Source organism: Lactiplantibacillus herbarum (genome assembly GCF_001039045.1).
In the GTDB taxonomy this organism is placed as follows: domain Bacteria; phylum Bacillota; class Bacilli; order Lactobacillales; family Lactobacillaceae; genus Lactiplantibacillus; species Lactiplantibacillus herbarum.
This window is the reverse complement of sequence record NZ_LFEE01000023.1, coordinates 57,390-67,980: the sequence shown is the minus strand read 5'-3', so window position 1 is coordinate 67,980 and position 10,591 is coordinate 57,390. Positions and strand designations below refer to the sequence as shown.

The following is a 10,591-nucleotide window of genomic DNA, read 5'->3' as shown; positions in this document are numbered from 1 at the left end:
TATGTGTTGCACTTCAATTGTAAATTCGTCACATACGATTAGGAGGTAGCACAATGCAAAAAAAGCTTTAATTATCAAGATGGTTTTGGTGAGGAACTAAGCCTGGCAATTAATCCATCAAGTGGTTTCTTATTGGCTACCGATGATGTTGGTGGAGACAGTGTAGCAATGTCAATTAGCTTTGATGAGTTGAGACGGCTAGCTAAGCTGATCGATGACGAGGTGCCTCATGGCGAAAATGATAAGAAGTAAATACGGGTATGAGCCGCCTGAATGGGTGCAGGCCGATGCTCGGCTAGATAAGTGGTGCAAGGATAAGAAGCGTCGTGCAAATAAGCATGGCGCTTTTAGTTTGGATAAAAATAAGGAGGAAGCAATTATGAATTTTGGAGAAGCGCTTGAAGAATTAAAACGAGGTAATTGTGTTGCACGTAAAGGTTGGAACGGCAAAGGCATCTTCATTAAATTGAAAAAGGGAGAATCTTTGAACACTCCCAATAATCGTTTTAATGAGGTTATGACTCACGATTTCATTTATATTGACACGACTGGGCTACGCACGAACAATCCGAATGCACCTATGGATCGAGTTCCATGGTTAGCTAGTCAAACTGATATGCTAGCTGATGACTGGGTCGTAGTCGAATAACGATGACTAATTCCAATTAGACGGAGGTGTGGTGGTATGTAATGACACGAAAGTTAACGCCCAAACAGCAAAAGTTTGCCGATGAGTATATCAAGTCTGGAAATGCTTATCAAGCTGCTATTGAAGCTGGTTATTCGCGCAACTATGCAAAGGCACAATCTAGCAAATTGTTGGAAAATGTTGGAATTAAATCTTACATCGATGAGCGAATGGCCGAGATAGCTTCCAAACGCATTATGGACGCCAAAGAGGCCGTCGAATTGCTTACCCGGATAGCGAGAGGGGAAGAGAAAGAAACGGTTATATCGAGCACCCCGGAAGGCGTATACGAGAGCCAGAAGGAGGCAGACTTGAAGACCCGGATAAGTGCTGTTAAGGAGATACTTAAGCGGTATCCGGGCGATGATAAGCTGGTCAAAGCTCAAATTCGAAAAGCTGAGGCTGACGCGGATATTGCGGAGGCTAAAGCTCGCATTATGAATGCCTCAACCGATAGTACTGAAGCAAAAGTTTCTGAATATCTGGATAAATTGGATGACGTCCTAGGTGGTGATAGCGATGGCAATTAGTGAGCTATATACGCCGAAACAAGTTCAAGTGCTGAAAACCTTGCGGCGGACGGACTGGCGACTACTGATAAACTACGGTGCTGTTCGGTCTGGTAAAACTGTCGTTGATAATGACGCCTTCTTGATGGAACTGCGGCGTGTTCGTCAGGTTGCTGACAAATTAGGTGTCAAGGAGCCAATGTACATTCTCGCGGGATATTCTAGCAAATCGCTACAAAATAACGTGTTGCAAGAGCTGACAAACAAATATGACATTAACTTTCAATTTGACAAACATAACTCTTTCACACTGTTTGGCGTGAAGATTGTGCAGACGTTTACCGGATCCATTGCAGGGCTGGGTGCCATTCGTGGGATGACCTCGTTTGGGGCGTATATTAACGAAGCTAGCCTTGCTAATGAAGAGGTATTCAATGAAATCCTTAATCGGTGCTCAGCACAAGGTGCGCGAATTATTTGCGATACGAACCCAGACGTTCCGACTCACTACTTGAAAGCCAGCTATATTGATAACGATGATCCTAAAGCAGGAACCGTTAGTTTCCATTTTACAATCGATGATAATACCTTTTTGCCCCCACAATACGTTGAACATCAAAAAGCGGGTACGCCGTCCGGAATGTTTTACGACCGTGCAATACTCGGTCTATGGGTATCTGGTGAAGGTATGGTGTATAAAGATTTTAATAAGGACGAAATGATTATTCCACGGGCTCAATTGCCAGCAGACTTAACTTACTATGCGGGAGTCGACTGGGGCTATGAACATAAAGGAACGATTGTTGTAATGGCTGATGATCGAGTTGGCAATACTTATTTGATTGAAGAACATACACGTCAGTTTGAAGAGATTGATTACTGGGTAGAGATTGCAAAAGATATTCAGCGTCGCTATGGCCGAAATGTTAAGTTTTGGGCTGATAGTGCGAGACCCGAACACGTTGCACGCTTCCAACGTGAAGGGCTCAAGGCGTTCAATGCTAAAAAATCGGTTTTATCAGGAATCGAGTCGGTGGCTAAGTGCATGAAGCAAGGCCACTTTTTTGTTATCAAAGAAGCGATTGATGCCTTCTTAGATGAAATCTACCAGTATGTCTGGGACGAGGCTACGGGCTTACCCGTCAAGCTCAACGATGACGTGATGGACGCGTTACGGTATGCCGTCTATAACACACATGAACGGCTCAAGGCACGGACAATTAAGAAGCCAAAGGGATTAAGAGGATAGGAGGTGAGCGGATGCAGTATGATTTGAACAAGAAGCACGGGTCCAACGTTGCGATTGACCGTGAATTGGCTGGCAATATTGAAAACCCTAGCTTTGATGTAATTAACTATGCTATCAATCAACAACAGCAACGTATTGACCGTTATAACATGCTGGAACACTACTATGAGGGTAATCAGCACATCTTAAGCCGAAATCTTGAGATGGCGGCTAAGTTGGATCGTGCAGATGAAAAGGTAATGACGAACCACGCCAAATACATTACTGACATGATTACCGGCTTTACAACTGGTAATCCGGTATCCATTTCACCGGCGAACGGCAAGGATATTAAAGCCATTACGGATGCTCAGGACCAAATGGATATTGATTCGCATAATACGGAGATGGAGAAAGATTTAAGCGTGTTTGGGTGTGCCTATGAGCTGCTATACATCAAAAAGGTGTCAGACGCAACTACCGAGTTGGCAATTGAAAAAATTGATCCGCGCGGCTGTGTGCTGGTAACGGATGACACGTTGGATAAAAATCCGCTGTTTGGTATTTACTACGTGGAAAAGAAGGACCTGCTTGGTAATGCTAAGGGTTATTTGATTACTGTCTATACGGCCCACTGGATTATTCAGTATCGAACCAAGACAGGACGAGTGCTATCAGATGCTAATTTGGCAAGCAAACCTAAGGCCATTCAACATTATTTTAATGGTGTCCCACTTATTGAGTATCGTAATAACGAAGAGCGTCAAGGTGATTTTGAGCAAACGATTAGCCTAATCAACGCCTATAACGAATTACAGTCAGACCGTATCACTGATAAGAAGAACTTCGTGGATGCCTTGCTGGTAGTCTATGGCTTTACCCTAGATGAGGGCGAGGACGGTGAAGAAGCTAACTTGAAGGACGGTATCCTAGAAGCACCTGGTAAAGGTGACCAGGGTGCTAGCGTTGAATGGTTGACCAAGAGCTTTGACGAATCACAGCTACAAGTACTTGTTAAGTCGATTAAGGATGACATTCATCAAACGTCTTACGTCCCTAACATGAATGACGAAAACTTTGCAGGGACGATTAGCGGTGAAGCTATGAAATACAAGCTGTTCGGTTTACTCCAATTGTTAGCGACTAAGCAGCGATACCTAACGCGGGGTATTCGGCAGAGACTACGCTTAATGCAGAATATTATGACGTTTAAAGGCCAGTCGGTAGACGCTTCTGGGGCAACAATTAATATAGTTCCTGATATTCCTGTCAATATGGCAGATGTCATCAATAATATTAAGAATGCTGAGGGTGTTATTCCGCAATTAGTGTCCCTCGGGTGGTTGCCTGGGACCAATGACCCGCAAGAGTTGATTAAGATGCTGGATCAGGAAAAGGAAAAAGCACTCAAGCTACAGCAGAAAGCTATGGGCGGCGAGCCCGCCACAGATAACGAGGAGGTAACTGCGGATGATTCTGGCAACGTTTCAGTTAAACAAAAAGCAGGTAGTGAGTTATCAGATAACGGGCCACGCGAATAGTGCTATTAAGGGCCATGACCTAGTTTGTGCTGCTGTTTCGGTGCTTGGCCAAGCCATCACTAATGAGCTATCTAACGCCACTATTAACGAAAATGGTGGCTTGTTTATTGGATTGATTGAGCCCAGTGCTGATAACAAAGTTCTGTGTGAGACCTTATTACACGGACTACAAGATATTTCAGCACAATATCCTCAGAATTTGCAAGTGGTGGTGAAGGGCAATTAACTCAGAATTGAATAAAATCATTAAAACGATTGGTGTATTTGTGATCGTGATAATTAAAATGCTTGGATTAGTTTCGCTTGGATGGAAGCCAATTACAGGCATTTTAATTTTGCTGTATTTGATTTTATAAGCTCGGAGGTGTAGGAGTGGCGGATGACAAACGCAAGTTAAGTTACTGGCAACTGCGAGCCGTTCAGAGCGAACAGAAATCACATGATGCTGCAACCAAACAAGCGACTATCATTGCAAGGGCGTACATGCGTGCTCAGAACTATTTGACTGGTGAGGTATCACAGATATACAAACGATATTTTACGGACGGTAAAGCGACGGAGGCCGAGGCACAACAGATTTTAAACACCAATGTTAGTCCGACTGAGTTAGTAACGTTACGGGCCCTGGCTGATAATGTCAGTGATAAGGAGTCAAAGAAGCAAGTGACTAACTACTTATCACAGATGGCAGCTAAGGGCCGTATTACCAGATTGGAAGAGCTCAAGGCTAAGAGCTACATTGCGGTGAAACAAGCGGCATCTGTTGAGATTGAGAAGTCCACGAACCTTTATACCAAGGTAATTCAAGAAGCACTTGATCAGGCAACTAACGAGAGTATTATAGGTGGCTTTGATAAAGACGTCATTCTTCCGGGCGTGAGCGCTGATAGTCAGCCTAAAATGCACACTAGAACTACCTTTGACCCTAAAACGGGTAAAGAGATGGTAACAGTTAAAGTGAACCCAGACGAACCAATAACACGGTTTAAAGAGTTGTCAGGGAAGTACGTTAAGGCTATATTAGATGCGCCGTTTAAAGGCAAGAACTACTCTAAACGGATTTGGCATAACACGGACCAACTAGCCGACCGACTCAGTGAACTATTCACGGCTCAGCAGATGAGTGGTATGCGTGAGCGTGACATGGTACAAGCTTTAGCTAAGGAGTTTGGAACTAGCAGTTACAATACGCGACGATTGATTAGAACAGAAGCCAACTACTTTCATAATCAAACGAAGCTCAATGAATGGAAACGACGCGGGGTTAAAAAGTACCAACTGGTTGCCGTGCTGGATATGCGGACTTCAAAAATCTGTCGTAGTATTGACGGCCGTGTATTTAACGTAGATGAAGCGGAAGTGAATGTTAATTTTCCGCCGTTACATCCATTTTGCCGAACTGTCGCAATCATCTATTTGTCAGATAGCCAGTACATGATGCAACGGACAGCGAATGATCCAATTACTGGTGAAAAGCTCAAGCTGAAGCCGGATGCTACTTATCAGGATTGGCGCCAGGCAGTAATCTTAAAGCATGGTCCGCAGGCTTTCGATAGTTTAGATAATCGGGTTGGCAATCGTCGGTATGATACTACCCAGTATGATGAATACAAACGGATTTTAGGTGGAGATAACGTACCCGAAACATTCGAAGATTTTCAAACGATGAAGTATAATGACAGTGATAGTTATCAGAACCTGTTGAAAGTAGCGCGCGAGGTTCGGCGCGAACAATTTGCGTTGAACAATGTACACAATTTTGGTGAAGTGCACGGTGTTCCGTATCAACAGGAAGCCAACTCAGTTTTTGACCGTTATGTCGATGGACAACTAGTTACACGAAGATATTATGGTAAGACAGGAAAGGCCCGGCTGGACATTGATTTTACCGACCATGGTAATGCTAAAATGCACACGATTGTGCCACACGCGCATCCCTGGTTACGCGTTACAAAGAAAAATGGCAAGATTGTTCCCCGGCGTGAAGAACCTGGGCGGAAATTAACGATTGCAGAAAGGATTGTGAATAAAGATGGTGGTAAGACGAGTAAAAGCTGATTCGGATCACTTAGAGTCTTTGGAGCAACTTCGATTTGCGTTAGATGTTCGTATGGAGGTTCAAATCAAAATCAATGATGTTGAGTGGTACATTGGCTTTGACAGTGAGGGCAAACGTATCATTTCTAAAGATAATGGTGATTTTGATTATCACTTCAAAGATACTGACGACGTTGATGAGATTCTTGATTATGTAATTGATGGCAAGAAAATCCGTGACCAATGGCAAGATATCGTTATTGTTGCAATGTAGGGCGTTCAATCATTTTGATTGGGCGTTTTTTAGTACGACGAGGAGAACACGATGAGTAAAGATAATTCGGATTTAATGCGTTACACCGAGATGGCAATGAAGGGCTTGACGTTTGACGCTGACACGGAGCAAGGCTTTAAGCTCATGACGGATGCATTTCTAACATGTTATGAGGAAGCACTTAATAAAGGATATGATCAAGTAACAGCAATACAAACCGCCACGATGATCCTTTCGACAATGTTCCATCAGGATTAGCATGGATGACCTGAGCACGTCTCTAAACTACTCAAACTAAATAGCATGCGTGGGTCTGATAATGACGCCACGGTCAATTTAGCACAATGTGTGGGGCTCTTAGAGTAATGCACGGGGTGCTTTTTTTGTGGCCTGAGTTATCGGAAATGCGTGGGCGTGGAGGAATTTAATTATGAAAAAGCTACTCAAACTAAAGATGAATTTACAGATGTTTGCTGACGGTGATAATGGAACTGGCGGGGATGAAGGTAGCAATCAGACGGCTGATAGCACGCCTAACACAACCGACGCCAATCAAAATAGCAACAATGACGACTCTGACCAAGACAATCAGGCAGATACGCCGTTTAAATCGTTTGCTAGTGAAAAGGACTGGCAATCAAGTGTTGATAAGCTGATTGCTTCGGCAATTAAAACACATGATGAAAAACAGGCTAGTGAAGCTCAGCAGCAAAAAGATTACGACAAGATGACTGACCTGGAAAAGGCCAACTATGATAAAGACCAATTAACCAAGCAACTTGCTGAATCACAGCGTCATGGAACTATTGTTGAAAATAAAGCCAAAGTGACGGCTCGACTGGGTGCAGACGATTTGCCGACAGCACTGATTGCGGCTTTTGGTGATGATGTTTTAGCAGATGATAAAGGCATTGAAGCGGCTTACACTGCAATGAGCAAGGCATTTACAGAGAGTTTACAGCAAGCAATCGATAAGCGAATCGCAAGCAGTGGGACCACATTGCCGGGTGCTGATACATCCGCAAATAAATCTGAAGGTGCAACAGCAGCTGAAAAATTAAATAACTCGCAAAAGCCAGCAAAGTCCAGTTTATGGGCGACAAAATAGGGAGGTACTAGATTATGGCCTATGTATTTGATAAAGGAACAGTAGAACAAAAGAATTTCATGGCATCTGAAAAGTTCGTATCATTCTCACGGCAGGTTGATGACACCAGTTACGCGGTGAAGACGGATGCTTTTGGACATAAAGTTATTCCAGCCGGCACGATTTATCCAACTAATGACGCTAAGGCGGAAGGAGTCACGATTAATGAAGTGGACGTTACACATGGTCCTCAAATGGTTGGCGTGATTGTTGAAGGCTATTTATTTGGCCAACGCTTACCAGTGGCGCCAACAGCTGAGGCTATCACGGCATTAAAGAAGATTACTTTCACTGATACGGACGCTGCCGCCGTATCACAAGCCTAATTAAAGGAGGAGAAAACAAATGGCTCAAATTTCAGATTTATTCACGCAACATGATTTAATCGATTTTTCATTGAATCGGCAGTATCCAGCGATGCAAGGTGATGAACTATTCCCAGCAATCAAAGTCAACTCACTAACTGTTGATATCTTGAAACGTCAAAATCGAATTCCAGTGATTGCATCCTATGCGGCTTTTGATAGTGAAGCCGAAATTGGCAGTCGGTCTGCCTCGGGCGCTGCCATCGAACTGGCTTTGATTAAGCGCAAGATGCAGATTAAAGAAAAAGATTTGTATGCGATGCTCAATCCGCGGACGCCTGCAGAAGCTAGCTACTTGCAACAACATGTTTATAACGACTTTGATGTGCTCAATCAAGGCGTTTTAGCACGAATTGAAAAGACCACTATGGACGTTTTAGCAACAGGTAAGACTATTTTGCCAGATGAAAGTGGTAAACTTGCTGTCCAACTTGATTATCAAGTTCCGACTGAACATCAGGAAGCTTTGACTGGAGCTGCTACATGGGATAACGGCGACGCGGATATCCTTGGTGATATTACGCGCTGGTGCGATAAGATGGATATTACACCAACCCGGGCGCTAACTAGTCGGAAGATTTATCGATTGATTACGACTAATACCAAAGTTCTACAAGCCGTGTATGGTAACTCTACTCGGGCACTTGGACAAGCCGACTTTGACACCTTCATGCAGGCACAAGGTTTACCAATTTTTCGGACTTATGATCAAAAATATACCCAAGTCGGAAAAGATGGCAAGATTACCAAGAGTCGTTACTTCCCAGAAAATCGACTTGTCTTAATGAACGATGACCCGATTGGTAATAAAGTGTTTGGACCAACTCCAGAAGAGTTAGCACAATTCAGTGGCCCAGCGCAAATTAACGCTGTGGGTAATGTTTACGATATGATTTATACCGAAACTAATGATCCAATTGGGACTTGGGAAAAAGCCTCAGCAGTTGCGCTTCCAGCGTTTGCCGCGGCGGATGAGGTATTTCAAGCTCAGGTTTTAGCCTAGAGGTGATTGATAATGAAGGTTCGCGTTAAAGATTACCCAATTCGGTATAAAGATACTCGGTATAAAAAAGGTGATGAGCTCAGCATTACGCAAGACGCGTTCAATGATGAGCTTTTTGTTTGTCTTGATAAGCAGAAGGACGAGAAAACTGCCGATAATGCTCAGTTAGAAACAGACGACGAAGAATAGAGGATGATCGTATGGCTAAACCAAGCCCACCAGATAAGGCGGGACAATTGACAAGACTATATACGCGATTAGGTGTTAAGAAAGACACGCCGGATGCTGCGGTGGTTGATGACATCTTTGATGATGCTGTTCAAACGTGCTTGGATTATACCCGGTCTTCACTCTCGACACCGATTCTAATTCAGGCAAAACGGCTTGCCATTATCATGTACAACGAGCAAGGAACAGAAGGCGAAGCATCGCGGTCAGAAGGCGGCGTTTCTCAATCGTTTGAACTGGGACTACCTAACATAATTAAAACCGCGCTAGCACCTTACCGAGTCGCGAAAACGAGGCGATTCTAATGCGCCTTAGACCAACAGACCTGACAACTGTTTATTTACGACAACAACAATCAGGCCACGATGATGAAGGTAATGTCATTACGGCGGGATGGAGCAATCCAATTGCAGTGAGGATGAACATTCAAGCTGCTGGCGGTTCAGTGAATGCGCAAATCTGGGGCAAAGACCTTAAGTACATTAAATCTGGTAAGTATCAAGGTAATCAGATCAATGAAGGTCAACAAGAAAATTGGGGTGTTTGTGTCAATGTTACTAAAGATAGCGAGCCAGATTACGTTATCAATTCGATACAAACATTCAGCACCCATAAAAATATCACTTTAGAGCAACGTAAACGAGGCGAATAGGATGGCTGAAGTTGAATGGCGTGGCAGTGATAAGCTGAAAGCTCAGCTCAAAAAAATGCCCAGTGTGGTTCACAATGCCATCTGGGATGCTACTTTTGATGTTGTTGAGAAAGCAGAGGGCTATGCAGTCAAAGAACTTCAATCCAGCGTTAAGTATGGAAATGGTGAGTTGGCTCGAAGTATTAAATATGAGGTTGTCGATAGTGATGGCAAGATTGTCGGTCGTGTCTGGTCCGATGACCCAGTAGCGCTATTTCGTGAGCTCGGTACTGGACGAGTAGGTGAGGAGTCGCAAAAAGATTTACCCGGTGGATTTACACCAGTGTACAGGCAAACGCCTTGGTTCATTCCTGCTGATGACGTTGATACTGACCTGAGTGAACTGTATGGTATGCCTAAAATCGAAATCGACGGACACACATTCTATCGGACAAGCGGTCAACCCGCCCGCCAGTTTTTAACCCCCGCCGTCAAACAAGCCAGTCGTGAGGCACCAGAGATGATTAAGCAGAGTGTGGAGGCCGCACTCCATAACAAATTAGGGGGTAGTTGATGGTAATTATTAATGTGAAGTCAGTAGTGTATCAAGCACTAACGGCTATACCGGAAATTAAACAGGTCTCAACCACGTACCCAGATAATTTAACGGTGTTCCCAATCGCTGTATACAACACGGCACATAAAGCCTATTTTCGTGATGCTAATCAGCAAGAGTTGCAAACGGAATGGACGATCACAATTGACCTCTTCTTAAAAGAAGGTAGCACAACGGCGATCACGAATAAGCTCATGTCATCATTTGGTGATATGGGCTTTTCAAGCGATATTGGTGATAGCAATTTAGCGGGTGTGAATCGCACTGTATTACGATTTACTGGTGTTGTTGATAACACTAGTCACCGCGTATTTGAAAGTTGAA

General features: G+C 43.8%; 16 protein-coding genes. All 16 read left to right on the top strand.

The genetic code is table 11. The features are described from left to right. Positions 1–229: 229 nt before the first annotated feature. The 16 genes from ACG95_RS15025 to ACG95_RS08965 all read left to right on the top strand — a co-directional run bounded on the left by ACG95_RS15025 (position 230) and on the right by ACG95_RS08965 (position 10,590). Complete coding sequence (locus ACG95_RS15025) at positions 230–649, top strand: DUF2829 domain-containing protein (protein ID WP_050584289.1); 420 nt, start codon at positions 230–232, stop codon at positions 647–649. Between the two features lie 41 nt (positions 650–690). Then, complete coding sequence (locus ACG95_RS09035) at positions 691–1,218, top strand: terminase small subunit (RefSeq protein WP_033609662.1); 528 nt, start codon at positions 691–693, stop codon at positions 1,216–1,218. After that, entirely contained in the window at positions 1,208–2,446 is a 1,239-nt protein-coding gene (locus tag ACG95_RS09030) for a PBSX family phage terminase large subunit (RefSeq protein WP_003642809.1), read from the top strand. Before ACG95_RS09035 ends, ACG95_RS09030 begins: the two co-directional genes overlap by 11 nt. Positions 2,447–2,457: 11 nt before the next feature. Then, positions 2,458–3,966 (top strand): phage portal protein, encoded by a 1,509-nt coding sequence (locus tag ACG95_RS09025; protein ID WP_048000215.1) that lies wholly within the window; start codon positions 2,458–2,460, stop codon positions 3,964–3,966. After that, on the top strand, positions 3,896–4,192 hold the full coding sequence (locus tag ACG95_RS09020) for a ribosomal-processing cysteine protease Prp (protein ID WP_033609661.1): 297 nt from the start codon (positions 3,896–3,898) through the stop codon (positions 4,190–4,192). Before ACG95_RS09025 ends, ACG95_RS09020 begins: the two co-directional genes overlap by 71 nt. A 146-nt stretch (positions 4,193–4,338) precedes the next feature. Further along, positions 4,339–6,024, top strand: a complete 1,686-nt coding sequence (locus ACG95_RS09015) for a minor capsid protein (RefSeq protein ID WP_048000214.1) — start codon at positions 4,339–4,341, stop codon at positions 6,022–6,024. Continuing rightward, positions 5,999–6,277: a hypothetical protein gene (locus tag ACG95_RS09010; protein WP_003642815.1), complete on the top strand. Its 279-nt coding sequence runs from the start codon at positions 5,999–6,001 to the stop codon at positions 6,275–6,277. Before ACG95_RS09015 ends, ACG95_RS09010 begins: the two co-directional genes overlap by 26 nt. 51 nt (positions 6,278–6,328) lie before the next feature. Continuing rightward, positions 6,329–6,535 carry a hypothetical protein gene (locus ACG95_RS09005; RefSeq protein WP_003642816.1) on the top strand — a complete coding sequence of 69 codons (207 nt, stop codon included), beginning with the start codon at positions 6,329–6,331 and terminating at the stop codon, positions 6,533–6,535. A 172-nt stretch (positions 6,536–6,707) separates the two neighbouring features. Beyond that, positions 6,708–7,385 carry a capsid assembly scaffolding protein Gp46 family protein gene (locus tag ACG95_RS09000; RefSeq protein WP_021732629.1) on the top strand — a complete coding sequence of 226 codons (678 nt, stop codon included), beginning with the start codon at positions 6,708–6,710 and terminating at the stop codon, positions 7,383–7,385. Positions 7,386–7,399: 14 nt separating this feature from the next. Further along, positions 7,400–7,750, top strand: coding sequence for a hypothetical protein (locus ACG95_RS08995; protein WP_021732628.1), 351 nt, complete (start codon positions 7,400–7,402; stop codon positions 7,748–7,750). Positions 7,751–7,769: 19 nt separating this feature from the next. Then, positions 7,770–8,792 carry a major capsid protein gene (locus tag ACG95_RS08990; RefSeq protein ID WP_021732627.1) on the top strand — a complete coding sequence of 341 codons (1,023 nt, stop codon included), beginning with the start codon at positions 7,770–7,772 and terminating at the stop codon, positions 8,790–8,792. A gap of 12 nt (positions 8,793–8,804) precedes the next feature. Continuing rightward, positions 8,805–8,981 carry a hypothetical protein gene (locus ACG95_RS08985; protein WP_003642820.1) on the top strand — a complete coding sequence of 59 codons (177 nt, stop codon included), beginning with the start codon at positions 8,805–8,807 and terminating at the stop codon, positions 8,979–8,981. Between the two features lie 11 nt (positions 8,982–8,992). Further along, complete coding sequence (locus tag ACG95_RS08980; RefSeq protein ID WP_013355731.1) at positions 8,993–9,325, top strand: phage head-tail connector protein; 333 nt, start codon at positions 8,993–8,995, stop codon at positions 9,323–9,325. Beyond that, positions 9,325–9,672: a hypothetical protein gene (locus ACG95_RS08975; RefSeq protein ID WP_003642822.1), complete on the top strand. Its 348-nt coding sequence runs from the start codon at positions 9,325–9,327 to the stop codon at positions 9,670–9,672. Before ACG95_RS08980 ends, ACG95_RS08975 begins: the two co-directional genes overlap by 1 nt. 1 nt (position 9,673) lies before the next feature. Further along, on the top strand, positions 9,674–10,225 hold the full coding sequence (locus ACG95_RS08970) for an HK97 gp10 family phage protein (protein ID WP_021732626.1): 552 nt from the start codon (positions 9,674–9,676) through the stop codon (positions 10,223–10,225). Next, positions 10,225–10,590, top strand: a complete 366-nt coding sequence (locus ACG95_RS08965; RefSeq protein WP_013355729.1) for a hypothetical protein — start codon at positions 10,225–10,227, stop codon at positions 10,588–10,590. Before ACG95_RS08970 ends, ACG95_RS08965 begins: the two co-directional genes overlap by 1 nt. Position 10,591: the final 1 nt, after the last annotated feature.

What these genes read in the sequence shown, in the direction of transcription:
- ACG95_RS15025 (WP_050584289.1), top strand. Translation starts at nt 230, where the DNA reads ATGGCGAAAATGATAAGAAGTAAATACGGGTATGAGCCGCCTGAATGG.
- ACG95_RS09035 (WP_033609662.1), top strand. Translation starts at nt 691, where the DNA reads ATGACACGAAAGTTAACGCCCAAACAGCAAAAGTTTGCCGATGAGTAT.
- ACG95_RS09030 (WP_003642809.1), top strand. Translation starts at nt 1,208, where the DNA reads ATGGCAATTAGTGAGCTATATACGCCGAAACAAGTTCAAGTGCTGAAA.
- ACG95_RS09025 (WP_048000215.1), top strand. Translation starts at nt 2,458, where the DNA reads ATGCAGTATGATTTGAACAAGAAGCACGGGTCCAACGTTGCGATTGAC.
- ACG95_RS09020 (WP_033609661.1), top strand. Translation starts at nt 3,896, where the DNA reads ATGATTCTGGCAACGTTTCAGTTAAACAAAAAGCAGGTAGTGAGTTAT.
- ACG95_RS09010 (WP_003642815.1), top strand. Translation starts at nt 5,999, where the DNA reads ATGGTGGTAAGACGAGTAAAAGCTGATTCGGATCACTTAGAGTCTTTG.
- ACG95_RS09005 (WP_003642816.1), top strand. Translation starts at nt 6,329, where the DNA reads ATGAGTAAAGATAATTCGGATTTAATGCGTTACACCGAGATGGCAATG.
- ACG95_RS09000 (WP_021732629.1), top strand. Translation starts at nt 6,708, where the DNA reads ATGAAAAAGCTACTCAAACTAAAGATGAATTTACAGATGTTTGCTGAC.
- ACG95_RS08995 (WP_021732628.1), top strand. Translation starts at nt 7,400, where the DNA reads ATGGCCTATGTATTTGATAAAGGAACAGTAGAACAAAAGAATTTCATG.
- ACG95_RS08990 (WP_021732627.1), top strand. Translation starts at nt 7,770, where the DNA reads ATGGCTCAAATTTCAGATTTATTCACGCAACATGATTTAATCGATTTT.
- ACG95_RS08985 (WP_003642820.1), top strand. Translation starts at nt 8,805, where the DNA reads ATGAAGGTTCGCGTTAAAGATTACCCAATTCGGTATAAAGATACTCGG.
- ACG95_RS08980 (WP_013355731.1), top strand. Translation starts at nt 8,993, where the DNA reads ATGGCTAAACCAAGCCCACCAGATAAGGCGGGACAATTGACAAGACTA.
- ACG95_RS08975 (WP_003642822.1), top strand. Translation starts at nt 9,325, where the DNA reads ATGCGCCTTAGACCAACAGACCTGACAACTGTTTATTTACGACAACAA.
- ACG95_RS08970 (WP_021732626.1), top strand. Translation starts at nt 9,674, where the DNA reads ATGGCTGAAGTTGAATGGCGTGGCAGTGATAAGCTGAAAGCTCAGCTC.
- ACG95_RS08965 (WP_013355729.1), top strand. Translation starts at nt 10,225, where the DNA reads ATGGTAATTATTAATGTGAAGTCAGTAGTGTATCAAGCACTAACGGCT.